Annotated in this window: 24 protein-coding genes; 3 read left to right on the forward strand and 21 right to left on the reverse strand. The window is 63.9% G+C overall.

The window, feature by feature from the left end; all coding sequences use genetic code 11:
- From B015_RS0111990 to B015_RS0112005, 4 genes are read right to left on the reverse strand one after another with little or no spacing between them, the layout of a single operon-like run.
- Positions 1-714 (reverse strand): ABC transporter ATP-binding protein, encoded by a 714-nt coding sequence (locus B015_RS0111990; RefSeq protein ID WP_018427936.1) that lies wholly within the window; start codon positions 712-714, stop codon positions 1-3.
- Complete coding sequence (locus tag B015_RS0111995; RefSeq protein WP_040456694.1) at positions 707-1,474, reverse strand: ABC transporter ATP-binding protein; 768 nt, start codon at positions 1,472-1,474, stop codon at positions 707-709. Before B015_RS0111995 ends, B015_RS0111990 begins: the two co-directional genes overlap by 8 nt.
- A 47-nt stretch (positions 1,475-1,521) precedes the next feature.
- Positions 1,522-1,806 carry a DUF1330 domain-containing protein gene (locus B015_RS0112000; protein ID WP_018427938.1) on the reverse strand — a complete coding sequence of 95 codons (285 nt, stop codon included), beginning with the start codon at positions 1,804-1,806 and terminating at the stop codon, positions 1,522-1,524.
- Positions 1,807-1,866: 60 nt separating this feature from the next.
- Positions 1,867-3,063, reverse strand: coding sequence for an ABC transporter substrate-binding protein (locus B015_RS0112005; RefSeq protein ID WP_018427939.1), 1,197 nt, complete (start codon positions 3,061-3,063; stop codon positions 1,867-1,869).
- Between the two features lie 242 nt (positions 3,064-3,305).
- Here B015_RS0112005 and B015_RS0112015 point away from each other — a divergent pair, with 242 nt between their 5' ends.
- A complete protein-coding gene (locus tag B015_RS0112015; protein WP_018427940.1) occupies positions 3,306-4,910 on the forward strand; it encodes a GMC family oxidoreductase N-terminal domain-containing protein in 1,605 nt (534 codons plus the stop codon).
- Positions 4,911-4,914: 4 nt separating this feature from the next.
- On the opposite strand, the gene B015_RS30775 is transcribed toward B015_RS0112015, so the two are convergent.
- From B015_RS30775 to B015_RS0112040, 5 genes are all read right to left on the reverse strand, one after another.
- Positions 4,915-5,370, reverse strand: a complete 456-nt coding sequence (locus B015_RS30775; protein WP_018427941.1) for a nuclear transport factor 2 family protein — start codon at positions 5,368-5,370, stop codon at positions 4,915-4,917.
- Position 5,371: 1 nt separating this feature from the next.
- Positions 5,372-6,313: an alpha/beta hydrolase gene (locus B015_RS0112025; RefSeq protein ID WP_018427942.1), complete on the reverse strand. Its 942-nt coding sequence runs from the start codon at positions 6,311-6,313 to the stop codon at positions 5,372-5,374.
- Between the two features lie 119 nt (positions 6,314-6,432).
- Positions 6,433-7,830 carry an ABC transporter substrate-binding protein gene (locus B015_RS0112030; RefSeq protein WP_245262162.1) on the reverse strand — a complete coding sequence of 466 codons (1,398 nt, stop codon included), beginning with the start codon at positions 7,828-7,830 and terminating at the stop codon, positions 6,433-6,435.
- Complete coding sequence (locus tag B015_RS0112035) at positions 7,755-8,519, reverse strand: glucose 1-dehydrogenase (RefSeq protein WP_018427944.1); 765 nt, start codon at positions 8,517-8,519, stop codon at positions 7,755-7,757. Before B015_RS0112035 ends, B015_RS0112030 begins: the two co-directional genes overlap by 76 nt.
- A 134-nt stretch (positions 8,520-8,653) precedes the next feature.
- Entirely contained in the window at positions 8,654-9,862 is a 1,209-nt protein-coding gene (locus B015_RS0112040; RefSeq protein ID WP_018427945.1) for an ABC transporter substrate-binding protein, read from the reverse strand.
- A 221-nt stretch (positions 9,863-10,083) separates the two neighbouring features.
- On the opposite strand from B015_RS0112040, the gene B015_RS0112045 reads away from it, so the two are divergent.
- Positions 10,084-11,232, forward strand: a complete 1,149-nt coding sequence (locus B015_RS0112045) for an LLM class flavin-dependent oxidoreductase (RefSeq protein ID WP_018427946.1) — start codon at positions 10,084-10,086, stop codon at positions 11,230-11,232.
- Positions 11,233-11,337: 105 nt separating this feature from the next.
- Here the strand turns inward: B015_RS0112045 and B015_RS0112050 are convergent, their stop codons facing one another.
- The 3 genes from B015_RS0112050 to B015_RS0112060 all read right to left on the reverse strand — a co-directional run bounded on the left by B015_RS0112050 (position 11,338) and on the right by B015_RS0112060 (position 13,877).
- Positions 11,338-11,835: a flavin reductase family protein gene (locus tag B015_RS0112050; protein WP_018427947.1), complete on the reverse strand. Its 498-nt coding sequence runs from the start codon at positions 11,833-11,835 to the stop codon at positions 11,338-11,340.
- Between the two features lie 102 nt (positions 11,836-11,937).
- The gene (locus B015_RS0112055) at positions 11,938-13,071 is read right to left on the reverse strand and encodes a helix-turn-helix transcriptional regulator (protein WP_040456178.1); all 1,134 of its coding nucleotides are present in this window, start codon (positions 13,069-13,071) and stop codon (positions 11,938-11,940) included.
- 2 nt (positions 13,072-13,073) lie between these two features.
- A complete protein-coding gene (locus B015_RS0112060; RefSeq protein WP_018427949.1) occupies positions 13,074-13,877 on the reverse strand; it encodes an SDR family oxidoreductase in 804 nt (267 codons plus the stop codon).
- A 197-nt stretch (positions 13,878-14,074) separates the two neighbouring features.
- On the opposite strand from B015_RS0112060, the gene B015_RS0112065 reads away from it, so the two are divergent.
- Entirely contained in the window at positions 14,075-15,661 is a 1,587-nt protein-coding gene (locus B015_RS0112065) for a FadD3 family acyl-CoA ligase (RefSeq protein ID WP_018427950.1), read from the forward strand.
- Positions 15,662-15,868: 207 nt separating this feature from the next.
- Here the strand turns inward: B015_RS0112065 and B015_RS0112070 are convergent, their stop codons facing one another.
- From B015_RS0112070 to B015_RS0112110, 9 genes are all read right to left on the reverse strand, one after another.
- The gene (locus tag B015_RS0112070) at positions 15,869-16,774 is read right to left on the reverse strand and encodes an SDR family oxidoreductase (protein ID WP_026227193.1); all 906 of its coding nucleotides are present in this window, start codon (positions 16,772-16,774) and stop codon (positions 15,869-15,871) included.
- Between the two features lie 11 nt (positions 16,775-16,785).
- A complete protein-coding gene (locus B015_RS0112075; RefSeq protein WP_018427952.1) occupies positions 16,786-17,388 on the reverse strand; it encodes a hypothetical protein in 603 nt (200 codons plus the stop codon).
- A 2-nt stretch (positions 17,389-17,390) separates the two neighbouring features.
- The gene (locus B015_RS0112080; RefSeq protein ID WP_018427953.1) at positions 17,391-18,542 is read right to left on the reverse strand and encodes an acetyl-CoA C-acetyltransferase; all 1,152 of its coding nucleotides are present in this window, start codon (positions 18,540-18,542) and stop codon (positions 17,391-17,393) included.
- 1 nt (position 18,543) lies between these two features.
- Complete coding sequence (locus tag B015_RS0112085) at positions 18,544-19,599, reverse strand: acyl-CoA dehydrogenase family protein (RefSeq protein ID WP_018427954.1); 1,056 nt, start codon at positions 19,597-19,599, stop codon at positions 18,544-18,546.
- A gap of 14 nt (positions 19,600-19,613) precedes the next feature.
- A complete protein-coding gene (locus B015_RS0112090) occupies positions 19,614-20,777 on the reverse strand; it encodes an acyl-CoA dehydrogenase family protein (protein WP_018427955.1) in 1,164 nt (387 codons plus the stop codon).
- 32 nt (positions 20,778-20,809) lie between these two features.
- Entirely contained in the window at positions 20,810-21,706 is an 897-nt protein-coding gene (locus tag B015_RS0112095) for an enoyl-CoA hydratase (protein ID WP_018427956.1), read from the reverse strand.
- A gap of 130 nt (positions 21,707-21,836) precedes the next feature.
- Positions 21,837-22,781: an aldo/keto reductase gene (locus tag B015_RS0112100; protein ID WP_018427957.1), complete on the reverse strand. Its 945-nt coding sequence runs from the start codon at positions 22,779-22,781 to the stop codon at positions 21,837-21,839.
- 55 nt (positions 22,782-22,836) lie between these two features.
- Positions 22,837-24,450: a GMC family oxidoreductase N-terminal domain-containing protein gene (locus B015_RS0112105; RefSeq protein WP_018427958.1), complete on the reverse strand. Its 1,614-nt coding sequence runs from the start codon at positions 24,448-24,450 to the stop codon at positions 22,837-22,839.
- Positions 24,447-24,989: a thioesterase family protein gene (locus B015_RS0112110; protein ID WP_018427959.1), complete on the reverse strand. Its 543-nt coding sequence runs from the start codon at positions 24,987-24,989 to the stop codon at positions 24,447-24,449. Before B015_RS0112110 ends, B015_RS0112105 begins: the two co-directional genes overlap by 4 nt.
- Positions 24,990-24,991: the final 2 nt, after the last annotated feature.

Here is a 24,991-nt window from a genome sequence, read left to right on the forward strand (position 1 = left end):
TCACACCCCGAGATAAGCTTGGATTTTGGCTTCGTTGCCGGCGAGTTCGTCACGGCTGAAGCGCTCGACCACCTTGCCGTGGTCGACCACGAAATGCCGGTCGGCGAGCTTCGAGGCGAAGCGGAAGTTCTGTTCGACCAAAAGGATGGTGAAGCCCCTCGCCTTCAGCTTTTCAAGCACGACGGCAATCTGCTTGACGATGACAGGCGCAAGGCCCTCTGTCGGCTCGTCGAAGATCAGGAGCTTGGCGCCCGTGCGCAGGATGCGGCCGATGGCCAGCATCTGCTGCTCGCCGCCCGACAGCTTGGTGCCGGGGCTCTGCCAGCGCGCCTTGAGGTTGGGAAACAGCTCCAGGATTTCGTCCACCGTCATGCCGCCCTTGGCGATGACGGGCGGCAGTTCCAGGTTTTCGGCCACCGACAGGCTCGAGAAAATGCCACGCTCCTCCGGGCAATAGGCGATGCCGCGCCGGGCGATGAACTCGGGCGCCCTCGCCGCGACATTCTCGCCGCGATAGGCAATAGTGCCCGTCTTCTTGCGCACCAGGCCCATGATGCAGCGCAACGCCGTTGTCTTGCCGGCACCGTTGCGGCCCAGGAGCGTGACGAGCTCGCCCTCGCGGATGTCGAAATTCATGCCGTGGAGCGCCTTGCTCTCGCCGTACCAGGCATGGAGGTCGGCGATGTCGAGCACCACCTTGGAAATCTCAGTCATCTGCGCCACCGATGTAGGCTTCGATCACGCGCGGGTCGCGCGACACGGTCTCGTAGTTGCCCTCGGCCAGCACCCGTCCCTGCGCCAGCACGGTGATGGTGTCGGAAAGGGCCGCGACAACAGACAGATTGTGCTCGACCATCAGGATGGTGCGCTCGCTTGAGACCTTGCGGATCAGCTCGGCGATGCGGTCGACGTCCTCGTGGCCCATGCCCGAAGTCGGCTCGTCAAGAAGCAGCATCTCGGGATCGAGGGCCAGCGTGGTGGCAATCTCCAGCGCGCGCTTGCGCCCGTAAGGCAGGTTGACCGCCACATGGTTGCGATAGGACAGCATGCCGACGGCATCGAGCAGCTCGTCGATGCGGTCGTTGAGCACGCCGAGCGTGCGTTCGCTCTGCCAGAAGCGGTAAGAGCTACCCGTCGGACGCTGCAGCGCCATGCGCACGTTCTCGCGCACGCTCATGCGCGGGAACACAGCCGATATCTGGAACGAGCGGACAATGCCCTTGCGCGCCACCTCCTCCGGCTTCAGAGCGGTGATGTCCTCGCCATTGTAGCGGATCGAACCTTCGCTGGGCTGCAGGAACTTGGTGATCAGATTGAATGTGGTCGTCTTGCCGGCGCCATTGGGGCCGATCAGGGCGTGGATGGTATTGCGCCGGACCTTGAGGTCGACGTCCTTTACGGCAGCAAAGCCGTAGAAATACCGGCTCAGCCCGGACGCCTCGATAATGTAGTCGTCCGCAGTGCCTTGTCGCACCTTGTCCTCCACGTATTCTAGAAAATGCGCGGGCCCGGGCCGTCCCGTCATGCTTCGACGAGTATGCCCTTGCCACGTGATGCCAGCTGCCTGAGCGCCACCACCTTCTGGTAGTCTTCCGAATGGTAGAAACGCCGCGCAGCGTCAGCACTCGGGAACTCGACCACCGAGATGGAGGCCGGCTGCCAGCCGCCTTCGAGGCTCTCCACGCGATCGCTCGACAGAACGAAGCGCCCACCGCCGGCGGCCATAATCGGCCCGGCGACCTCGCGATAATGCTGCCAGGCCGCCTCGTCGGTGATTTGGATCTCGAAGATCAGATAGCCGGGCAAGTGGTCACTCCTATCGGGTGAATGCGCCGGATGACTTGATCGCCACCCGGCGCTGTCGGCTCAGCCCTTGGCCAGCTTGCAGGCGCTCTTGTCGATCGAGCGGAAGGCGACGTCAGCCGGTACGGTGGTCACGACCTTGAACACGTCCTGCGGGTCGGATGCCTCGCCGGGCGCGCGCACTTCGAGCAACTGCATGTCGTGCACGAGACGGCCGTTGGGCAGCAGCGTCGCGTTGTGCGCGAACAGGTCGTTGATCTTGCCTTCGCGCAGCTTGGCCAGCACGGCGGTCGGCTCGTCGGTGCCGGCGGCCTTTACGGCGTTCAGATAGTTGGTGGCTGCCGAATAGGCGCCCGCGGCTACCCAACCCGGTGCGTTGCCGGTCTTCTTCTGCATCTCTTCCTTGAAATGCTTGGACGCATCGTCGGTGTTCCAGTACCAGGCGGCTGCAAACTGGATGCCCTTCAGCGCGTCGAGGCCGATGGCGCGCGCATCCGACTGGTGGAGCACGGTCAGCGCCACGCGCATGCCCTGGTCGATCAGACCGAATTCCTGGACCTGCTTGAGCGCATTGACCAGTTCCGGACCGTTGACGGTCAGCGCCAGAACCTTTGCGCCCGATGCCTGCGCCTGCAGGATGTAGGACGAGAAATCGGTGGTGCCGAGCGGTGCGCGCACCGAACCGAGGATCTTGCCGCCTTCTTCCTCGACGGCGGTCTTCACGCCGGCTTCCAGGACCTTGCCGGCCTCATAGTCGGGCGACAGAATGAACCAGGTCTCGCCGCCAGCCTTGAGCTGGGCACTGACCGACGAACGCACCTGCGAATAGGCATCGTAGGCCCAGGCGAGGCCATAGCCGTTGCAGTCGGCTTCGGTCATCTTGTCGGTCATCGGCGACACGAAGAAGCCGAGCTTCTTCTGTTCGCCCAACAGGTTGTTGACCGAAAGCGCGATGGCCGAATTGGCGACGTCGAACAGCGCGTCGACATTGTCGCGTTCCAGCCATTCGCGAGCGATGGACAGCGCGATCTCGGGCTTGTTCTGGTGATCTGCCGACACCAGCTCAATCGGCTTGCCAAGCACCTGGCCGCCGAAATCGGAAATGGCGAGCTTGACCGCCTCGGTCACCTCGGTACCGCCGAGCGCGGAGAAGGACGAACTCTGGTCGTTGAGCACGCCAAGCTTGACGCTGGCATCCTGTGCGGCTGCGGTCAGCGCGGTCGACAGCAGCAGCGCTGCCGCGAGAATGGATTTCTTCATGTCATTCCTCCCCAGGAACGTAGGCTTTGGTGCCGGTCTGGATGCGCGCCGGCATGGATGTGCGCGCAAGGCCGCCACGCATGATGGCGTGTCGACTCCTCAAGGAGAAATCACAGGATGCGGGACAGCCGAACATCGTCCATGCGGACTAGCGCATATGCCGGTCTGGACCGGAGCGACCTTCGCCTGAGCTAGTTCGTTTGCAGGATGCGAGCCGGCATCCGAGAGCAAGACATCACGACATGAGTGAATTCGATACGATCATCGTCGGGGCCGGCTCTGCCGGCTGTGTTCTGGCCAACAGGCTGAGCGAGAACCCTGGGCACAGGGTACTTGTGCTCGAGGCCGGCCCTTCAGACCTTCATCCCTTCGTCCGCATGCCCCGGGGATGGGTCAAATTGACCAAACACCCCAAGCGCTCCTGGAATTTCCCGGTCCAGCACGAGGAGGGCCGGCCGCAAGCCGAGACATGGGCGCGTGGGCGCGGGCTTGGCGGCTCGAGCTCGATCAACGGCATGCTCTATTGCCGCGGCGCGCCGGAGGATTACGACGGCTGGGCGAATTTCGGCGTCAAGGGCTGGGACTGGTCCGACATGGCGTCAATCTTCCGCAAGATCGAGAACCATCAGCTTGGCGGCGATGCCGTCAGGGGAAGCAATGGCCCCTTGCAGGTGAGCGTTCGTCCTCTTCCCGCCCCTCTCGGCCAGGCGGTCCTCGACGCCGGTGCCTCGCTCAGTCTCGACCATCTCGACGACCTCAACGGCATCAGGCGCGATGGGGTCGGCACCTATGCCCATACCGTCGACCACAAGGGACGACGGATGAGTGCTGCACGTGCCTTCCTGCGCCCGGCGATGCCGCGCAAGAACCTTGTTGTCCAAACCGGCGCGCAGGTCCTGCGTATTCTGTTCGACGGGCGCCGGGCGGTCGGCGTCGAATACATCGAGGGCGGTCGCCAACGCACCGCGCGCGCGGCACGTGAGGTCATCGTCGCCTGCGGCGCGATCCAGTCGCCGCAACTGCTCCAGGTTTCCGGCATCGGCCGATCCGATGTGCTGTCGGCCGCAGGCGCCCAGACGGTGGCGGAATTGCCGGGCGTCGGCCGCAACTTCGCCGAACACCTTGTCGTGGCGCTCCCATATCGTCTTGCCGGTCTGTATGGACACAACCGCCGGCTCAGCGGCTTGCGTCTGGTCGGCGAGGTGCTGCGCTACTATCTCGCCGGCACCGGGCTGATGAGCTTCGGCGCATCCGAAATGGGCGGCTTTGTCAGCTCATCGCCTGATGTCGCCTATCCCGACCTGCAGCTGTCGCTGTCGCCCTACACCTTCGCCCGCGGGCTGCTCCAGGGCCGGCTGAAGCTCGAGAACAAGCCCGGCATCACCATCATCGGCTATGCCCTGCGGCCGGAAAGCCGCGGCGAGATCACGATCCGCTCCGCCGACATGCGCGACATGCCGTCTATTCGACCGAACTGGCTGGCGACCGAGAGCGACCGGCGTACCGCAGTCTCAATGATGCGCATCATGCGTGACTTCGTCGCCCAGCCGGCCTTGCAGCCCTACGTCAAAGAAGAACTATGGCCGGGCCGGACTGTGCAATCGGACGCCGACATGCTCGCTGCCTTCCGTTCGACCTTCGTGTCGGGACTGCACGCGGTCGGCACCTGCAGGATGGGCGACGACGCCGATGCGGTCGTCGACGAGCGGCTGCGGGTCCGAGGCGTCGAGGGTCTGCGTGTCGTCGATGCCTCGGTCATTCCTGCGCCGATCTCGGGCAACACCAACGGCCCCGTCATGGCACTCGCCTGGCGTGCGGCTGATCTGATACTTCAGGAAAGGCGCTGAACCTTCAGAAATCGAAGAATTCACTGCGCGCGCTGGTGAACGCCTTTTCCAAGCGGTGGACCATGCGCCAGCCCTCTTCGGTCCTGCGATAGCGCACATCGTACTGCCCGCAGGCGGTGCGGCTCATGGTGTGGTTCTGGGCGAGCCTGCCGATAGCGACGAACTGGAAATGCAGGTGCCCAATGGCCTCGTCGCCGTCGATTTCGAGCAACGGCAGTCCCGGAACGTGAACGCCTGAAAACTTCGACGTGAAGTCGAGGCAGAAAGCCGACAGTTGCTCCCTGCCCTCCACCTTGAGTGCCGGACGATCGCCGACGGCCGCAATCTCGAACACGCCGTCGACGGTGAACACATCGGCCCATGCATTGCCGTCGCCGCTGTCCCAGGCGCGGGCATAGCGCGCCTCCAGCGCAATGATGTCGAGCATGGCCTCGGCGCGCGCAAGCCTTGCCTCCAGCATCTCAGGCACTCCTGGCAAACGCATCGCGCAGCCTGGCGCCGCCATGGTCGATCGCCAGCCGCGCCTTGCCGATCAGGCCGACCATGCTGGCAAAGCCATGCGAGACGCCGTCATAGCGACGAGCCTCCAAATCGACACCGGCCTCGGCCAGCGCCGCACAGAAGGCCTCGACCTCGCTGCGCAAGGGATCGAACTCGGCGACGGCCACCGTCGTCTGCGGCAGCCCGGCAAGATCAGCCGACCGCAGCAACGCGACTCGCGGATCAGCCAGGTCAGCCGGTTGGCGGACATATTGCCGCCAATACCAGTGCATCATTTCAGCACTGAGGAATGGCGTTCGTGGAAAGGTTTCGTAGCTCGCGCCGGAGGCCGTCGGATCCGCAGCCGGATAAAACAGCAGCAAGTGCCGCAGCATCTGGCGCACCTCTGGCGATGCGTGGAGCGCAGCGGCTGCCGCCAGATTGCCCCCGGCACTATCTCCGGCAAGCGCCAGCCTGCTAGGATCGCAACCCAGCGCGGTAGCGTTGGCAGCGGCCCACTCCAGCGCCGCCTGCGCATCCTCATAGGCCGCCGGGAATTTGTGTTCCGGAGCCAACCGATAGTCGACCGACAGCACGGCGCAGTCGCCCGCCTTTGCCAGCGCCCGGCAGAAATTGTCATGCGTATCCAGAGAACACAGCACGAAACCACCGCCATGCAGGAACACCAGCAGCGGCAGCGCCTCGCCGTGCCGGGGCCTGTAAAGCCGCGCCGGAATACCGCCAGCGCCGCCAGCGACAAAAATGTCCTCGACCGAGGCCATCTCTGCGCACTCGGTCGGCCATCCTGCCGCGTTCACGGCTGCCCGCAATGCAGGAACATCGACGTTGGAGAGATCGAGCGGCGGCCGCCGAGCGATGATCTCCGCCATCGCGGCAATATCCGCATCGAGCACCATTTCCATCGCCACCTCCCAGCATGCTTCGGCTGAAATGAAGGCCAACCCTAAGGTTCGCCGCATCGTTCGATCGGGTGAACCAACGAAAAGGCGCCGTCGGAAACCGGCGACGCCTCGGCTCGGTTTCAGCCCTGGCGCCCGCAGTCCGCTCTTTCGACCAGCCCGCCTTCGCGGGGCCGGTCGGGGTTCTTGACGATTTTCAGGCTGGTTGCCGGCGGCAGAAAATGGTTGCCGGCACTGGCCGACAGTTTGCCGACAATGGTGTCCACCGTCTGGACATTGTTTTCCAGCCAGGCCGTCACCGATGGCCCGTCGGTCTTGCCTGATCCGTTCATCGCGGCCGCCAGCAGATAAGGCTGGATGTAGTAGAGCTGCAGCGATGCCGGTCCGCCAATACGCTCCAGATCGGGGACGGCTGATTCGGCACGCTTGGCGTACTTGGAAAACAACGACTGGCCGAGTGGATCCCCGTCGCAATAGGTCAGCCCTTCGAATTGCAGGCTGTAGACGCCGTTGAAAGGTTCGTGCCCGACGACGGCTGCATTGCCTACGGCAGTCGTCGTCATCGCCGGGCTGGCCAAAACCGGCACGTCCCAACCGATATCCATCCGGTTCTCAAGAAACTTGCGTGCATCGTCGCCGGTCGAATTCATCAACACCACGACCTCGGCACCGGAACTGCGCAGTCCCAGCAATTGCGGTGTCATGTCTTCAGTGCGGAAGGTGAATTCCTGCACGCTCGACGGTTCAACGCCCTTTTCTTTCATGTAGGGAACGATGTCGGCGATGGCCGACTTCGCTGCCCCGCCATTGTCGGAGATAAGCCCGATCCTGGTCACCTTCAGGCTGTCGAGGGCGTAGTCGATGCTTGGGATGAGCTGGTTTGCTCCCCGCGGCGACGTGGTGAAATGATATGGCGCCGTTTCCACCGTGATCTGTGTCGAGGCCGCGGTTGAAAGCTGTGTCACCCTGGCAGCCGTGGTCACAGCAAGGGTCGGCACCGTCTCCTGGCTTGTCGCAGGGCCAAGGATTGCCACCACTTTTTCGCTGTCGACCAGACGCCGTGCTTCATTCAGCGCATGCGTCGGATCCGTCGTGGTATCGGCCATGACAAGTTCGATCTTCTTGCCCAGGACGCCACCTGATGCGTTGATCTCGTCAATCGCCAGTTTCCATGCCGTTCCGGCGATCTTGCCGATCGATGCAGCACCTCCTGTGATCGACACCAGGCCGCCGACCTTGATCGTTTCGTCCGCCTTTGCACTTCCGCCCCCCATTATCGTCGCTGTCAGCAGCGCGAGTGCGAGCGGATGCAACACGCGGTTCCCAATAACTGTTCCAGACATTGCAACTCCTCCAACTTGCATGATTGCGGATACGACTTCCCTGCCCGGCAGGCCAAAACCTGCCAGTTGATTCCGTTGTTCTTGTCGAGTGACGGTGCCGTTCAGCGGGCCAGGAAGCCGCCATCGACCGGCAGGCAGACGCCGTTGACATAGGCGGCAGCTAGCGAGCACAGCCATACCACGGCCTCCGCCAGATCAGTCGGCTGCCCGAAGCGCGACTGGGGGATCGTTGCCAGGGCTGCCTTGCCAATGTCAGGATTTTCGAAGAAGCGCTTGGTCATCGGCGTCTCGACGACCCCCGGAGCCACCGCATTGCAGCGGATGTTGCGCGCTCCATATTCATCGCAAACCACCTTGGTGAGCCCGAGCACCCCGTGCTTGGCAGCGACATAGGCTGCGATGTTGGGGCTGCTGCGGAACCCCATTATCGAACTCGTATTGACGATCGCCCCGCCTCCGCTTTCAAGCATCAGCGGCAGCTCGTATTTCGTGCAGTAGAAAACGCCAGACAAATTGATGTCGATGACCTTGCGCCAGACTTGGAGGTCGTAATCGGCAATATCGGCGCGATCCGGCCCACCGCCCGAGATTCCGGCATTGTTGAAAGCCATGTCGAGCCGGCCAAAACGCGTGCGCGTGGCCGCGATCATTTCCCGACACTGGTCGGGATCGCCAACATCGGCGATGACAGCAAGAGCTTCCCCACCATCCTCTCCGATCAGGCTGGCGAGCGCCCGAACACCGGCTTCATCCGTGTCGGCAAGAACCACCGACGCACCGCGCCTCGCGAAAGCAAGAGCAGTGGCACGACCGATCCCGTTAGCGGCGCCGGTCACCAGCGCCACTTTGCCTGTCATTTCGGCCATCAACGCCTCCCTTGATACCTGGCTTCGATTGAAGCCGGCCGGGGGCGCTGCTGCATCGTTCGATCGGGTGAGCCAACAAAAAACGCGCCGCCGGGGCCGGCGGCGCGTTTTGCAAGTGTAACCGTCCTGAGGGCCTACTGGGCGCAGTCGGCGCGCTCGACGAGACCGTCCTCGCGCAGTTGGTAAGGGTTCTTGACGACCTTGAGGCTTTCCACCGACGGCAGGAAGTGGTTGTCGGCACTGGCCGCCAGCTTGCCGGTCAGCGTCTTGATCTCGCCTGCATTGGCTTCGATCCAGGCGGCAACGGACTTGCCGTCGGTCTTGCCCGAGCCGTTCATGGCCGCCGCCAGAATGAAGGGCTGGATGTAATAGGGCACCAGTGCCGAGGGGCCGCCCATACGGTCGAGGTCGGCGATGTCGGCCTTGGCTTTCTCGGCGAACTTGGCGAAAGCCTTTTCACCCAGCGCCTCGCCCGGGCAATAGGTCATGCCCTCGAACTGCACCGAATAGACGCCCTCGAACGGTTCGGTGCCGATGGTGGCCGCGTTGCCGACAGCGTAGTTGGTCATGGTCAGGCTTGCCAGAACAGGTACGTCCCAGCCGATGTCATAGCGGTTTTCCAGCATCTTGCGGGCGTCGTCGCCGATCGAATTGATCAGCAGCACCGCCTGTGCCTCGGAGCTGCGCAGCGAAAACAGCTGCGGGGTCATGTCTTCGGTGCGGAAGGCAAATTCCTGAACGGCTACGGGCTCCACGCCCTTGCCCTTCATGTAGTTGACGATGTCGGCCACCGCCGCCTTCGACATGCCGCCATTGTCCGATATCAGCGCCAGCTTTGTCAGCTTCAGCGTGTCGAGTGCATAGCTGATGTTAGGGATCATCTGGTTCTCGCCGATCGGCGAGGTCGAGAAGTGGTAGGGACCGACCTGCGGTGTCAGCTGCGTCGAGGCGGCGCTCGAAACCTGGGCGATGTTGGCTTCGGTGGCAATCGGAACGACCGGCATTGTCTCCTGGCTGGTGGCGGGGCCGACAACGGCGGCAACCTTCTCGCTCTCCACCAGGCGACGCATCTCGCTGACGCCATGCGTCGGGTCGGTCATCGTGTCGGCCAGAACCAGCTCGACCTTCTTGCCGAGGATACCGCCCGAGGCGTTGATGTCGTCGACGGCGCGCTGCCAGGCGACCTGCGCCACCTTGCCGATCGAGGCACCGGCACCGGTCAACGACATGATACCGCCGATCTTGATCGTCTCCTCTGCCCGGGCCGTGCCGGCACCGGCCAGGGCGGTGAACGACATCAGGGCGGCGGCGAGCGCGCGCCGGCTGCGATTGCTGGAAATCATGGTCTCTCTCCTCGGAAATCGGATGCCGCCGTTTCGGCCTAACGTGATTGGCCGGCATCGTCCATAAGGACCATTGAATTGAGCCAGCAGCCAACTGGCCTGGCCCAATGCCATCAGCGCAAAACGGCTCTCACCCAATCGAACGATGAATTTCCAGGCCTGCAGCCAGACACTCCAGCTCATGCCGAAAGGGCAATCGTCTCAAGCGGAGGAGCCTGCCAATGAAATTTTCCATGATCTACGAGGCGCAGATCGCCGAAACCCACAGGGAAGCCGAACAGCAGGTGTTCCGCGAAATGGCGGAGCAATGCGTGTTGCTCGACAGGAGTGGATTCGATGGCGTCTGGTGCGTCGAGCACCACGGCCTGACCCAATATTCGCACATGTCGGCACCGGAAACCTTCCTCGCCTTCGTCGCCGGCCAGACGAAGACCCTCGAGATCGGCCACGGTGTCGTCTGCCTGCCGCCGGCGATGAACCATCCCATCAAGGTCGCCGAACGTGTCGCCATGCTCGATATCCTGTCGAATGGCCGCGTCAATTTCGGCGTCGGCAAGGGCGGCAGCCAGCAGGAAGCCGGAGCCTTCGGCTATCAGTTGTCCGAGCTGCAGCCGCTGATCGACGAGAGCATGTATCTGATCCCGCGCCTCTTCACCGAAGAGATGGTGGAGCATGACGGCCAGTACATCAAGTTCCCTGCCCGCCCGGTCCATCCCAAGCCGCTGCAGAATCCGCACCCGCGCATGTACATGGCCTGCACGCGCTGGGAGGCCGTGGTGACGGCTGGTTCGCGCGGCCTCGGCGCGCTGGTCATGGGTTTCGGCGGCCCCGACGAGATCAAGACCAAGAGCGATGCCTATCGCAAGGCTTTCGCCGAACGCAAACTGGAAGACCAGGTCGGTTTCCGCCCGACCGAACATCTCTCGGCCCTGTGCCCGGCCATCGTCCTGCGCGACCGCGACAAGGCCCGCCGCATCGGGCTGCGTGGCCAGCGCTTCTTCGCCGAGGCGCTGTCGCACTGGTACCAAGGCGGCCCCAAGCCCAAGGTCGACGACATGAGCCCGCAGGAACATTTGGCAGCCCTCGACAAGGTGCGCGAGCACAAGTTCGCCAAGCTCGGCGAGGACAAGATCGCCTACAATCCGCAAGCCTATGGCTATCTCGACGACATCAACGACGCCTACGGCACGCCTGAGGACTGCATCCGCTATGTCGAGCGCCTGTTCGAGGCCGGCGCCGACGAGATCATGTTCCTGTCGCAAATGGGCACCGTGCCGCATGAAGCGATCATGGAGACGATCGAGTTGATCGGCAGCGAGGTCATCCCCCATTTCCGCGGCAAGAAGCTGCGCATCGCTGCGGCCGAATAGAAGGGCCGGCGGCCAGGTACCGGCCGCCTTTCCCACATTCGAAAGAAAAAAGGCCGGCATCGCGATGCCGGCCTTTCTGCCATGTGGCAGAGACTTGCGTCCGTATCACATCGCCAGATGCGCCCCGACATAACGGGCATCGGCGTAGATCAGCGGCTCGATGTTGCCGAACAGCGCGACAGCGGTCACCCGCCCGACGAACACGCCATGGGTGCCGTAATAGAACTCGCCGTCATTGGCGCAGAAGATGTTGGCCTGGGCATCGCCGAGATAGGGAATGCCATGGCGCGCGTGCCAGTCGCCCTCGGCAAAGCGCGCCTCGCCCTTCACCAGCCCACCACAACGTTGAGCCAATGCTTCATGATTGCGCGCCAATATATTGACACAGAAAGGGGATTTTGCCTGAAAAGCTGCAAAGATCGAAGCGCTCCGGTTGACGCAGGCGAGCAGCGACGGCGGCTCCATGCTGAGGCTGTCGACGGCGGTCGCCGCCATCGCCAGCCGTTGGCCCTCATGGCTGGTGGTCAGGATGACCACAGACTTCGCCAGACGGCGCATCGCCGCTCGCGTGTCCGCCACCAGCTCGTTGATTTCAATGGACATTCCGCGCTCCTCCACATCCGCAACAATCGCAGCATCGCGCGGTCGAGGGCCTGGAGCATCGTTCGAACGGGCGAGCCGCCTGCAATCGCGGAGAAACGGCCTCTAGCTCAACTCGTCGACCGAGCGCAGCAGCAGGCGCACGAGCTCGCTCTGCCTGTTGACGCCGGTCTTGGAAAATACCATGCGCAGATGCGCCTTGGCCGTGTTCTTGGTGATGCCGAGCGTTGCGCTCGCATCATCGAGATCGAGACCCTGTCCCATGAGCGCCGCAAGCTCGGCTTCCGCCGGCGTCAGGCCGAACAGCCTGACCAGCACTGCCGGCTGCGGCGCAACGCTGCTGCCGGCGTCGGCGATGATGACGAGTGCTGCTCCACGCAGTGGTGCATGCAGCTTGGCCGAATGCGGTGCCGGCCTGACGACGAGCCCGAGCGCCTCGCCGCTGGAGCGGTGGATCGAAAACGCGCGCGAGCCGGCAAAGGAAGCGTCGCTGGTCTCGGCAATCTCGGCCACCGCCGCCGCAAACGCGCCACTCGGCCCGGCTTCGTCGAGCAAGCGCAGTCGGCCTCGGTCGTTCTTCAGCACATCTTTTTCCCCCAGGATTGCCTCGGCCTGCGGTGTCGTCTGCATGATGCGGCAGTCGCGGTCGACAATGATCGCCCCCACCGCAAGCCGCCCCAGCGCGCCGGCAAAAAGCTCGCGTTCGGCCTCCAGCCCGTTCAGCCTGAGGAACAGGCCCATCGCCTGGATCAGATGCGGCAGAAGGCGCTGGAATGTCTCCCGCTCGGCGGCACCGAAATTGTCCCGGCCCAGCACACGTGTCGCCCGCATCCTGACCCGGGCGCCTGACGGCTCGACGATGTCGGCGCCGACCACATGCATCCAGCCCGAGCCGGTCATGAAGCTCAGCATGAATTCCGAGCGCGAGAACCCGTCATCGCCAACAAGCTCTGCCAGCGTCGTCACCTTGCCGAGCGGCAGATCGATGAAGGGGTCTTGCGTGTAAAGGTCGTTGTAGCGGGCGATGCGCTCTTCCGATGCGGCACCCGAGTAGATCGCGCCTGGCCGGTCGCGGCGCTGGCGCTCGATGATCAGCGTGCTGCTTTCAGCATCAACCGACGACCGTAACCCTTTGAGAAAACTGTCGAAGGGTTTTACTTCGCTAATTCCGGCATAAAGCAGTTCGACCAGCTGGTCGTGGTCGGGCGCGGCACTTGGTACTTCCGCCCGATCAGCCACTGTCACTTCGCGTCCGGTGCGTAGCGCCTGATGAGATCGAGGAACAGCGGGGTTTCGCCTCCGCCATGCACCTCGAGCTGTGCGCCGGTAACGAAGGTGGCGGTCGGGCTTGCGAGGTAGAGAGCAGCGCGCGCAATGTCGTCGCCACGTCCCATGCGCTTCATTGGCACCGATGCGGCAATCGCCTGCTGGGCTTCGCGCGAGCCATAGGTTTCATCGGCTTTTTCGGTCTCGATGAGGCCGACGATGATGGCGTTGACGCGCACCTTGGGTGCCCATTCCTGCGCCAGGCTGGTGGTCAGGCTGAGCAGGCCCGCCTTGGCCGCGCCATAGACCGAGGTGCCCGGAGATGGCCGGCGGCCGGACACGCTGGCGATGTTGATGATGCTGCCGCCTTCCGGAAGCCTGGCCATCCAGTGGTAGACCGCCTGCGACAGGTAGACGGGCGCCATCAGGTTGAGATTGACGATGGCGTCGGAGAAACGCGGCGATACGGTCGCCGCATCGACATGGGGCGAGCCGCCGGCGTTGTTGACCAGCACGTCGATGCGGCCATGTTCCTCGCCGACACGGTCAACCAGCTCCTTGCAGGCCTGCGCGGTGCGCACGTCGCATTGCATGAAGATCGCCCTGTTGCCGTTAGAATGCGGCAGGCTGTCAGGCTCGGTGCGCGCGCAAACGACGACGGTCGCGCCGACGCCAAGAAAACCTTCGGCAATCGCCCGGCCAATGCCCTTGGTGCCGCCGGTCACGATGACGACCCTGCCCTCGAAGGTCGAGCCAACAGGTTGCGGGGCATTGCTCATGTCATAACTCCGGGCGTGGTCCGTCGCGCGTGCATCTGCACGCAGTCCTACAGCCTTTATGTCGGTCGCCGTAAGGTTTATTCGTCTCTTCGGACGATGCTGGCCGCCCGCCGACGCCTATGTTCCCGCCAAACTAGCCCGGTGACCGCCTGCGGCCGCCATACCGTCGAACAGGCCCAGTGCCTCCAGGTAGACAGATGATCTCAGAAGACGCCGACTGGAAGTTCACCACCATTCCTGCCCTCTGCGCGCGAGCCGCCGAGGTTTATGGCACCCGCACCGCAGTTGACGACAACGGCGTCGTGCTGAACTTCGTCGAGCTCGACGCGATGCGCAAGCGCGTCGCCAAGGCGATGATTGCCGCCGGCGTCCAGAAGGGCGACCGCATCATGGTCTGGGCGCCCAACACCTGGAAATGGTTTGCCACGGCCCTTGGCCTCGTCACCGCAGGCGCCATACTCATCCCCGCAAGCACCCGCTTCAAGGGCGCCGAAATCGCTGAACTGGTCAAGCGCAGCGGCACCTCGGTGCTGTTTTCGGTCGGCACCTTTCTCAACACCTACTATCCAGACCAACTCCGTGCCGAGACGCGCGAACTGCTGCGCGAAGTGGTCGTCATCGGCGACAGCAGCAACGGCGACCGCAGCTGGGACGATTTCGTCGCCGCCGGTGACACGATCAGCGACGCCGAACTTGCTGTACGCGAGGCCAGCGTCGGCCCCGACGATCTCTGTGACATGCTCTTCACCTCAGGCACCACGGGCTATCCCAAGGGCGTCATGTATGGCCACCAGCAGTGCCTGCAGGCGATCGACGCCTGGGCGACGCGCGTCGGCATCCGCGAGCACGACCGCATCCTGGTCATCCCGCCCTTTTTCCACGCCTTCGGTTATCGATCCGGCGCCATCGTTTCGTTGATGCGCGGCGCGGTGCTGTTGCCGCATCTCACTTATGACGCCGGCGAAATCCTGAAGCGCGTCGCCGAGGAGAAGATCAGCGTCATTCCCGGCCCGCCCGCCATCTTCCAGGGCATGCTCCAGCATCCGGAACTGGCGAAATTCGACACCTCCAGCCTGCGCCTCGGCGTCACCGGCGGCGCGGTCGTGCCCTCGATCTTGATCCGCCGCATGCGCGAGGAGCTTGGTTTCGCCGGCGTCGTCAACGGCTATGGCCTGACCGAATGCGGCGGCTATGGCACGATGTGCCTGGCAACCGACCCGGATGACGTGATCGCCAACACAGCCGGCAAGGCGGCTCCCGGCGTAGAGGTCCGCATCATGGGCGACGACGGCCACTTCCTGCCCGACGGCAAGCCCGGCGAAGTCGTCATCCGCGGCTACATCGTCATGAAGGGCTATTTCAACGACCCCAAGGCGACGTCCAAGACCATCGACCCCGAGGGCTGGCTGCACACCGGCGACATCGGTTACTTCGACACGGACGGCAATCTGCGCATCGAGGACCGTCTCAAGGACATGTACATCACCGGCGGCTTCAACTGCTATCCGGCCGAGATCGAACGCATCCTGAGCCAGCACCCTGCCATCGGTATCGTCGCCGTCATTGGTGTTGCAGACGACCGCCTCGGCGAAGTCGGCAAGGCCTATGTCGTGCTGCGTCCAGGCACCAGCGCCACCGACAAGGACATCATCGACTGGTCGCGCGCCAACATGGCCAATTACAAGTGCCCGCGCAGCGTCGAGATCCGTCCTTCCCTGCCCACCAGCCCGCAAGGCAAGGTGCTCAAGAACATTCTGCGCGAAGAGGTCCCCCAAGACGCCTGACCGCGCCGCCTGCCCTCCGACGCGGGGTCCGGAGCGGCAGGCATAGAATTTTTTCCCAAAGGGGCGGTACGCCAAGCGCCGCCCCTTTTTCTTGGCCGTCGCTGCTGTTTCTTGGTCGCCGGTGCTATTTGCCGACGTCATCACGGAAAAAGGAAAAGGCGCCGGTTACCCGACGCCCTTCCAAAATCCTGGACAGGTATAGCTGGCCTACGCGCCGTAGACGGCCTTCGACGCCGGACGCGTTGCCACCAGATCCTTGATCCGGTCGCCGAGCTCGGCCGCGTCCCAGCGGCTGCCCTTGTCGAACTCCGGCCCGTCGTTCCAGCCGAGGCAGACGCGGATCTTGCCGCCGATCAGCTCGAAAATCTGGCCGGTGACATCGGCCGACGCCGAACTGCACAGCCAGGCGACCAGCGGTGCGGTGTTCTCCGGCGCGAAGATGTCGAACTCGCCGTCCTTTGCCTGCATGGCCTCGGCAAAGGCCGTCTCGGTCATGCGCGTGCGGGCGTTGGGCGCGAGGCCATTGGCGGTGATGCCATAGCGGCGAAGCTCGGCCGCCTGCACAAGCGTCAGCGACGCGATGCCGCCCTTGGCCGCCGAGTAGGCGCTCTGGCCGACGCTGCCCTGCAGGCCGGCGCCTGACGAGGTGTTGATGATGCGGGCGTCGACCGGCTTGCCAGCCTTCTGCTGCGCGCGCCAGTAGTCCACCGCATGGCGGCTGACGCAGAAATGGCCGCGCAGATGTACGCGCAGCACAGCGTCCCATTCGTCCGGCGTGCACGACACGAACATGCGGTCGCGGACGAAGCCGGCATTGTTGACCACGGCATGCAGGTCGCCGAAGGCGTCGAGTGCTGCCTTGACGATGCGGCCGCCAGCCTCGAAATCCGTCACGTCGTCATAATTGGCCACAGCCTGGCCGCCCATCGCCTTGATTTCGTCCACCACCTGCTGCGCCGGCGTCTCCGTCGTCGCATCGCCATGGGTGCCGACGCCGAGATCGTTGACCACGACCTTGGCGCCTTCGGCCGCGAGGCCCAGTGCATAGGCACGGCCGAGGCCGCGTCCGGCGCCGGTGACGATCACAACCCTATTTTCGCAGATCCCTGCCATCTCAGTCCTTCTCACTTTGTCTTGGTCGACAGCCGCACGGCGCGCGCCTTGCCGGCATTGCGCTTGCGGTCGGGCTCCGCCACGCGGAGCGGTTCGCATTCCACGAGATCGGCAAGCGACCGGTCGGCCAGCCGCTGGTATTCGCCGTCGCCATTGTTGCGCCAGATGATCGCCTGCTCGGGCATTTCCTTGATCACCTTGGCCGGATTGCCAGCGATCAGGCTGCGCTCAGGCGTCACAACCTCGTTTTTCACCAGGCTGAGTGCCGCCACCAGGCTGTCGTCGCCGATGACGGCACCATCGAGCACCACGGCATTCATGCCGATCAACGCATTCTCGCCCACCGTGCAGCCATGGAGGATGGCGCCATGGCCGACAGTCGCGCCGCGTCCGACGATGCAGTCCGAGCCCGAGCCCGTGTGCAAGGTGCAATTGTCCTGGACACTGGCGTCGCCAACAACGGTGATGCGGCCGAAATCGCCCCGCAGCGAGGCACCCGGGCCGATGTAGCAGCGCGGGCCGATGGTCACGTCGCCGATCAGCACCGCCGTCGGGTGCAGGTAGGTCGACGGGTCGACCACCGGCACGATGCCCTCGAAGGCATAGCACGGCATGGTCAGAGCCTTTCGATGATGGTCACGTTTGCCTGGCCACCGCCTTCGCACATGGTCTGCAGCGCGTAGCGGCCGTTGCGGCGCTCGAGTTCGTTCAGCATCGTCGTCATGATGCGCGCGCCCGTCGCACCGAGTGGGTGACCCAGCGCGATCGCGCCGCCATTGACGTTGACCCTGTCACGCGGAATACTAAGATCCTTGATCCAGGCGAGCGGGATCGAGGCAAAGGCCTCGTTGCACTCGAACAGATCGATGTCCTCGACCTTGAGACCGGTCCTTGCAAACGCATGGCGCGTCGCCGGGATTGGTGCCGTCAGCATCCACACCGGGTCGTCGCCACGCACGCTGATGTGATGGATGCGAGCACGCGGCTTGAGATTATGGTCCTTCACCGCCTGTTCTGAAGCGAGCAGCAACGCAGCGGAGGCATCGGCGTTCTGGCTGGCCACGCCGGCGTGAACGCGGCCGCCTTCGATCAGCGTCTTCAGCGTCGCCATCTTGTCGAGCGAGGTGTCACGGCGGGGCGTCTCGTCGACGGCGAAGTCGCCGACAGGAACGATCTCATCAGTGAACCGGCCTGCATCGATGGCGGCAATCGCCCGCTGATGGCTTTCGAGCGCGAACTGCTCCATCTCATCGCGGCTGCACTGCCATTTCTCGGCGATCATCTCGGCCGAGCGGAACTGGCTGACCTCCTGGTCGCCATAACGGGCAATCCAGCCCGGCGAGGTGCTGAACGGATCGGGAATGCCGAACTGCGGCCCGACCAGCATGGCGGACGCCATCGGGATCATGTTCATGTTCTGCACGCCGCCGGCAATCACCAGGTCCTGCGTGCCGCTCATCACGGCCTGCGCCGCGAAATGCACCGCCTGCTGGGCCGAGCCGCACTGGCGGTCGACGGTCACGCCGGGCACATGGTCCGGCAGGCCCGCCACCAGCCAGCAGGTGCGGGCAATGTCGCCGGCCTGCGAGGCAATCGTGTCGGTGCAGCCATAGATGACGTCATCGACCGCATTCGGATCGATGCCGGTGCGGGCGATCAGCGCCTTGATCGGCTGGGCCCCGAGATCCGCCGAATGGAAGCCGGCGAGCGAGCCCTTCTTGCGTCCGACCGGCGTGCGGATGGCGTCGACGATATAGGCTTCAGGCATATCAGGCCTCTCTGGCAAAGGTGTGTTCGGGTCCGAGCGGACGCGCAAAAACGCGGGCGGCGACGCGCTCGCGATGGAAGGCGGTCCCGCCCCACCAGTTGGTCAAGGCGATGCCGCGCTTGAGGAAGAAATGGACGTCCACCTCCCAGGAATAGCCCATGGCGCCATGCACCTGGATCGAGGTGCGGGCAGCGACATCGGCGGCATCAGTGCAAGCGAGCTTGGCCTGCGAGATGCGCGCGCGGCTGTAGAGATCGCCCTGTTCCAACTGCGCGGCAGCCGCATGCAACACCGGGCGGGCGAACTCGATCTTCACCTGGGCTGTCGCCAGATGGTGCTTGACCGCCTGGTAGGAGCCGATCGGCTTGCCGAACTGCTGGCGTTCCTTGGCATAGGCGACGCCGAGGTCTACACAGCGCTGGGCGATGCCCTGCATCTGGGCGGCGGCAAACAGCGCGCCACGGTCGAGCGCGGCTGCAAGAGGGACGCCAGCCTCATCGGCACCGGCGACCAGCGTTGCGTCGCTCGGCTCGAACTCGACCGTGAACAGTCGGCGGAACGGATCGACGCTCGCCTGCGCCACGAGCGTTGCCTTGGCGGTTTCGACCAGATGCATGGCACCGTCGCGCACGACCAGCACTGCCTCGGCCGTATCGCCATCGGCGACGAACGGATTGGCCGGATGCGCCACCGTCACCGTCACTTCGCCAGCCAGCGCACGTTCAAGCAATGCGGCCACGCGGGCGTTTTCAGAGAAGGCAGCAAGCAGCGGCAGTGCCACGCCTGCATTCTCGACCAGCGGTTCCGGCAGCCCGGCGTAGCCACAGGCTTCAGCGATCTGCACGAAGTCGATCGCCGACAGGCCGAGCCCGCCCTTGCCTTCAGCCACCAGCGCGCCGGCGAGGCCCATCTCCACGATCTTGGCCCAACGCTCCTCATCGCGCGCAGCGCCGTCGCCCATCAGGCGTCGCAGATCGGCCGGCTGGCAGACGTCATTGAGCAGTTCGCGGACAACGTCAGCCGTCATCGTCTGTTCTTCGGAGAAACGGAAATCCATCTTTTCGCCTCCCCTTACGCCCGCGGCAGCCCGAGCATGCGCTCGGCGATGATGTTGCGCTGGATCTCATTCGAGCCGGCATAGATCGGCCCGGCCAACGAGAAGAAATAGCCGTCCAGCCAGCGGCCGATGTCGCCTGCCTCGGGTGCGCTGCGCAGCAGTTCCGCGCGCGCGCCCAGGATCGACAATGCCGCCTTGTGCATGGCGATGTCCATTTCCGACCAGAAGATCTTGTTGGTGCTGGCCTCGGCGCCGATATGGCCGCCAGCGGCGAGCCGCGACGCAGTGGCGTAGATCGACAACGCGTAGGCTTCCGCGTCCATCCAGGACTGCAGCACGGCTGCCTTGACTGTCGGCTCGACCTCGGCCTCGTGTGCCTTGTAGAGTTCGACCAGCTTGCGCGCCGCCACCTGGAAGCGCGCCGGGCTGCGCAGCATCAAGCCACGCTCAAAGCCGGCCGTTGCCATGCAGATGTTCCAGCCCTCGCCCTCGCCGCCAAGGCGGTTGAAGGCGGGAACGCGGACGTCATCGAGGAAGATTTCGGCAAAACCGGTCTCGCCGTCGATCTGCGGGATCGCCTGCACCCGCACACCGGAAGCGTTGAGCGGGAAGAAGATCAGCGACAGGCCCTTGTGGCGCTGCGAGGCCGGATCGGTGCGGAACAGGCCGAAAGCCCAGTCGGCGAACACAGCGCGCGACGACCAGATCTTGTGGCCCTTGAGCACATATTCGTCACCTTCCAGCACCGCCGTCGCGCGCACCGAAGCAAGATCGGAACCGGCCTGCGGCTCGGACCAGGCCTGCGCCCAGATCTCGTCGCCTGAGGCCATCGAGGTCAGGAAGCGCGCCTTCTGCTCATCCGTGCCATATTCCATCAGCGTTGGGCCGAGCAGGAAGATGCCGTTCTGGTTGACGCGCAGCGGCGCGCCGGCGCGATAATACTCTTCCTCGAAGATCAACCACTGGATCAGGTCGAGCCCGCGTCCGCCATAGCTCTCCGGCCAGGTCACCATGCCCCAGCGGCCTTCTGCCAGGACGCGTTCCCAGGCGCGATGCGCCTCAAAACCCTCGCGGCTGGCGTCGAAGGACGGCAGCGGCTTGCCGGGCACATGCTTCTCGAGCCAGGAGCGCACTTCCTGGCGGAAGGCCTGCTGCTCGTCGGTGTAATCAAGATCCACGCTTGGAAATTCCCGTTGGTCAGCGGGCGGGCTCAGGCCTCGCCGGCCTGCTTCTTGTTGGCGGCGGCCATGCTCTTTGCGTCCTGCCCGCCCAGCGTGTTGCCGGTGGTCAGGTCGTTCTGGGCATGGGCGAAATGATGCATATGGTAATGCGCGTCCATGGCGGTGCGCTTGCCGCGCAGGTCTTCGACATGATTGATCGCCTGCTTCGATAGCCAGAGGCCGAGGCGCGGGTACTGCGCCAGCTTTTCGGCCATGGCCCGGCCGGCGCCTTCCAGTTCGTCGCGGCTCACCACCTTGTTGACCATGCCGAACTGTTCGGCGCGTACCGCCGGCATACGTTCGCCCATCATCAGAAATTCCTTGGCGACGCGCGGCGGCAGTTCGAAGGCATGCGCAAAATACTCGACGCCGGGAATGCCCATGCGCACCACCGGATCCTGGAAGAAGGCATCGTCGGTGGCAACGATGAAGTCGCAGACCCAGGCAAGCATCAGCCCGCCGGCGATGCAGGCGCCCTGCACCAGCGCGATCGTCGGCTTGGGGATGTCGCGCCAGCGCCGGCACATGCCGAGATAGACCTCATGCTCCCTGGTGTAGAGCATTTCGGCCGCCGGCTTGTTGGTGTGGTCGGACCACATCAGGCGGCGGTCAAAGGTCTTGTTGACGTCCCGTCCCGGCGTGCCGATGTCGTGGCCGGCCGAAAAATGCTTGCCCGCGCCGCGCAGGATGATGACCTTCACCGCGTCATCGTCGACGGCGCGCTTGAAGGCGTCGTCGAGTGCATAGGTCATCTGCGAGTTCTGGGCATTGTTGAACGTCGGGCGGTTCATCGTCACCCAGGCGATGGGCCCCTCGGTTTCGTAGAGAACCGGCTCGCCCGTCTCATAGGTGATGTCTGCCGTACGCGGCTCAACCAGATCGCTCATATCAAGGGTTTCCGCTGACAATTCAACTTGGTAGCTGACGGGAAACTACGTTCCCCGCCAAGGGGCGCAATCGTCCAAAGAGACTAACGCGTGGCCAACTTTGTGCGCCGCACAATCATTTGCCGCACGATCACTGGCAGATCGTGTCGATCTCGGCGAGCTCAACCGCAGTCAGCTTCCACGATGCCGCTGCCGCATTGGCCACAACCTGCTCCGCACGGGTGGCGCCTGCAATCACGCTGGACACGATCGGCTGGCAGGCCAACCAGGAGAACGCCAGCTCGAGGATGGTGCGCCCGCGGGCCTCGCTGAAGCCGATCAGCTTCTCCACCTTGTCGAGATTGGCATCGGTCAGGCCGGCCTTGAAATAAGCCATGTTCATGCGCGTGTCCTCTGGCAGCGCCTGGCCCTTGCGGTACTTGCCGGTCAAAAGGCCGCTCGCCAGCGGGAAATAGGGCAACAGCGTCATGCCGGTGCGGCGCATTGCCGGGAACAGTTCGGTTTCTGCCTTGCGCGAGATCAGGTTGTACTCGGCCTGGGTGGACTGCAGGCCGTGCAGATTGTGGTGGCGCGAGGTCCAGCTGGCATCGACCAGCATCCAAGCCGGCAGGTTCGAGCAACCGAGATAACGCACCTTGCCCTGTTTCACGAGATCGTCCAACGCTCTCAGCGTCTCTTCGATCGGCGTCTGCGGATCCGGGAAATGATACTGGTAGAGGTCGATGTAATCGGTCTTGAGCCGGCGCAGGCTGTCCTCGACAGCGCCCATGATGTAACCGCGCGAGCCGTTGTAGCGATTGCTCTTTTCACGATTGAGCGGCGAGGCAAACTTGGTCGCCAGCACCACATCCTTGCGCCGGTCGCCCAGCACTTCGCCCAGCGTGATCTCCGATCCGCCATTGACGCCGTAGGAATCCGAGGTGTCGAGCAGCGTGATGCCGGCATCGAGCGCCGCATGCACCACCTTGCGGGCCCCCTCGGTGTCGAGGCTCTTGATCATGCCGCCGAAGTTGTTGCAGCCGAGACCGACAACTGAAACTTCAAGGCCCGTACGGCCGAGAACGCGCTTTTCCATCTCGTCTACTCCATCATGTCCATTCGATAAATATCGTAATTCGTTGGCAAACTGCCTAGGCCGTCATCTTGATCATGTCGGCAGCCTTCTCAGCGATCATCACGGTCGCAGCATAAGTGTTGCCATTGACCAGAACGGGCATGATCGACGCATCGGCCACGCGCAGCCTTTCGACCCCACGCACCCGCAACTGCGGATCGACCACCGAGTCGGCATCCGCGCCCATCCGGCAGGTGCCGGCGGCATGGTAGTGCGTCACCGCCGTCGCCAGTATGTCCTCGGCGATGTCGTCGAGCGAGCGGATCGGCCGCACCGGCAGCAACTCCTTGTCCAGCACATTGCGCAATGCCGGCTGGTTGACGATCGCACGGGTCCGGTCGGCTCCTTCTGCAAGGATCCTGAGGTCGCGCGGATCGGAGAAATAGTTCGGCGAGATCGCCGCATGCGCCATCGGATCGGCCGACTTCAGCGTCACCTCCCCACGGCTGTAAGGCGAACCGTGGTTCAGCAGCAGCGTGAAACCATGCTCCCGTGGCAGGATGCCAAGCACGCCCGGCCCTCGACGGATCACGGTTGCCGGCGCCATGCAGACCTGGATCTCGCTGCCAGGATCGCCTTCGATGGCGTGGAAATAGCCTGATGTCGGGAACAGTCCCCGGCTCAACACGCCTCGTCGCTGCAACACATATTGAGCGCCAGCCTTCAGCGCGCCCCACGGTTTGACGTGATTGTAGGCGCTGACCGGCTTGGTCGTCGTGTACATCAGCCGGTACATCGGGTGGTTCTGCAGGTTCTGACCGACCTCGGGCCTGTCCGCGTTTACCTTGATGCCGAGACGCTGCAGGCTGCCCGCCTCGCCCACGCCCGAAAGCATCAGCAATTGCGGCGAATTGACCGCGCCGCCGCTGAGGATCACCTCCTTGACCGCGCGCGCCACGCGTGACCGCCCCTCATGGGCGAACACCACGCCAGTCGCGCCCCCTGCCTCGATCACCACCCGCTTTACTGGCGCATTGACGATCAGCGTCAAGTTCGGACGCTTCAACGCCGGATGCAGGAAGGCCGCAGCCGTGCTTGAGCGCTTGCCCTTGCCGATCGTCAGGTCGACATGACCGAAGGCCTCAGCCGCATCCTTGTTGAGGTCATCGGTCAACGGCAGGCATTCCCCGGCCGCCGCGTCGAGGAACATGTCGCAGACGGGTGCCGTGCCCTGCCCCTTCGACACCTGCATAGGCCCGCTGCCGCCATGAATGTCGTTGGCGCCGCGCTCGTTGGTCTCCGATTTCTTGAAATAGGGCAGGACATCGTCATAGCCCCAGCCATCGTTGCCGAGCGCCTTCCAGTTGTCATAGTCGCGGCGGTGGCCGCGCATATACATCATGCCATTGATCGAGCTCGAGCCGCCGACAAGCTTGCCCTGCGCCCAGTAGAGCTTGCGTCCACCCAATGCCTCCACCGGTTCGCTCTCGTAGCTCCAGTTGTAGGCCGGATGCGTGCCGGTCACGACATTGGCGCCGGGGATGCGGATGAGCATGCCCTTGTCCAGCCCGCCGGCCTCGATGACGGCAACCCGCACATTGGGGTTCTCTGAAAGCCGGGCGGCAAGCACGCAGCCGGCGGCGCCCGCGCCGACGACCACATAGTCGAACTCGAGGTCGCTGAAGGTCACGTCCGTTTCCTGAAATCGCGTCGCGCTACGCCAACAGGCCAAGGCAGGCGCGCATGCTCCTGGGCGAGCCTCGTCAGAGGGTCGGCGACGGCAGCCTCGACGATCCTGGCCGCCTTGCGCAGGCGCAGGTCGACATGGATCGACAGGCCTTCCACCGTTGCCGCGCGGTAGTTCTGGTCGATGTTCCACAACTCGTGAAAATGGTGGACGCGCTTTAGGTCGGTCCACAGAACGAGGCTGCGGGCTTCCAGCTTTGCATCAGGCATCAGTTCGCGTTCGTAACGAACGCTCTTTTCAAGCCGGAAGAAGCTGTAGCTGGTGCGTCTGATATAGTCGTCATGGATGCCGAAGACCTCGAACAGATCGCTTTCGGCGATGTCGAAGACGCGGTCGTACCAGGAGACGTTCATGTGCCGGTTGACGTCGAGCCAGTGCGGCTCGACCTGCCCTCGGTAGCTGATATAGGGGCGCGGCCCGCTGTCGGGGTCTCCGGCATTCGCGCCCAAAACCGCGTCCCTGACCGCGCCTTCGTCGTTCATCA

This window comes from Hoeflea sp. 108 (genome assembly GCF_000372965.1).
In the GTDB taxonomy this organism is placed as follows: Bacteria; Pseudomonadota; Alphaproteobacteria; order Rhizobiales; family Rhizobiaceae; genus Aminobacter.

Excerpts from the sequence above, each read along its gene's own strand:
- B015_RS0111990 (WP_018427936.1), bottom strand. The coding sequence starts at position 714 with ATGACTGAGATTTCCAAGGTGGTGCTCGACATCGCCGACCTCCATGCC.
- B015_RS0112005 (WP_018427939.1), bottom strand. The coding sequence starts at position 3,063 with ATGAAGAAATCCATTCTCGCGGCAGCGCTGCTGCTGTCGACCGCGCTG.
- B015_RS0112015 (WP_018427940.1), top strand. The coding sequence starts at position 3,306 with ATGAGTGAATTCGATACGATCATCGTCGGGGCCGGCTCTGCCGGCTGT.
- B015_RS30775 (WP_018427941.1), bottom strand. The coding sequence starts at position 5,370 with ATGCTGGAGGCAAGGCTTGCGCGCGCCGAGGCCATGCTCGACATCATT.
- B015_RS0112025 (WP_018427942.1), bottom strand. The coding sequence starts at position 6,313 with ATGGAAATGGTGCTCGATGCGGATATTGCCGCGATGGCGGAGATCATC.
- B015_RS0112030 (WP_245262162.1), bottom strand. The coding sequence starts at position 7,830 with ATGGCTGTGCTCGCTAGCTGCCGCCTATGTCAACGGCGTCTGCCTGCC.
- B015_RS0112035 (WP_018427944.1), bottom strand. The coding sequence starts at position 8,519 with ATGGCCGAAATGACAGGCAAAGTGGCGCTGGTGACCGGCGCCGCTAAC.
- B015_RS0112040 (WP_018427945.1), bottom strand. The coding sequence starts at position 9,862 with ATGATTTCCAGCAATCGCAGCCGGCGCGCGCTCGCCGCCGCCCTGATG.
- B015_RS0112045 (WP_018427946.1), top strand. The coding sequence starts at position 10,084 with ATGAAATTTTCCATGATCTACGAGGCGCAGATCGCCGAAACCCACAGG.
- B015_RS0112050 (WP_018427947.1), bottom strand. The coding sequence starts at position 11,835 with ATGTCCATTGAAATCAACGAGCTGGTGGCGGACACGCGAGCGGCGATG.
- B015_RS0112060 (WP_018427949.1), bottom strand. The coding sequence starts at position 13,877 with ATGAGCAATGCCCCGCAACCTGTTGGCTCGACCTTCGAGGGCAGGGTC.
- B015_RS0112065 (WP_018427950.1), top strand. The coding sequence starts at position 14,075 with ATGATCTCAGAAGACGCCGACTGGAAGTTCACCACCATTCCTGCCCTC.
- B015_RS0112070 (WP_026227193.1), bottom strand. The coding sequence starts at position 16,774 with ATGGCAGGGATCTGCGAAAATAGGGTTGTGATCGTCACCGGCGCCGGA.
- B015_RS0112075 (WP_018427952.1), bottom strand. The coding sequence starts at position 17,388 with ATGCCGTGCTATGCCTTCGAGGGCATCGTGCCGGTGGTCGACCCGTCG.
- B015_RS0112080 (WP_018427953.1), bottom strand. The coding sequence starts at position 18,542 with ATGCCTGAAGCCTATATCGTCGACGCCATCCGCACGCCGGTCGGACGC.
- B015_RS0112085 (WP_018427954.1), bottom strand. The coding sequence starts at position 19,599 with ATGGATTTCCGTTTCTCCGAAGAACAGACGATGACGGCTGACGTTGTC.
- B015_RS0112095 (WP_018427956.1), bottom strand. The coding sequence starts at position 21,706 with ATGAGCGATCTGGTTGAGCCGCGTACGGCAGACATCACCTATGAGACG.
- B015_RS0112100 (WP_018427957.1), bottom strand. The coding sequence starts at position 22,781 with ATGGAAAAGCGCGTTCTCGGCCGTACGGGCCTTGAAGTTTCAGTTGTC.
- B015_RS0112110 (WP_018427959.1), bottom strand. The coding sequence starts at position 24,989 with ATGAACGACGAAGGCGCGGTCAGGGACGCGGTTTTGGGCGCGAATGCC.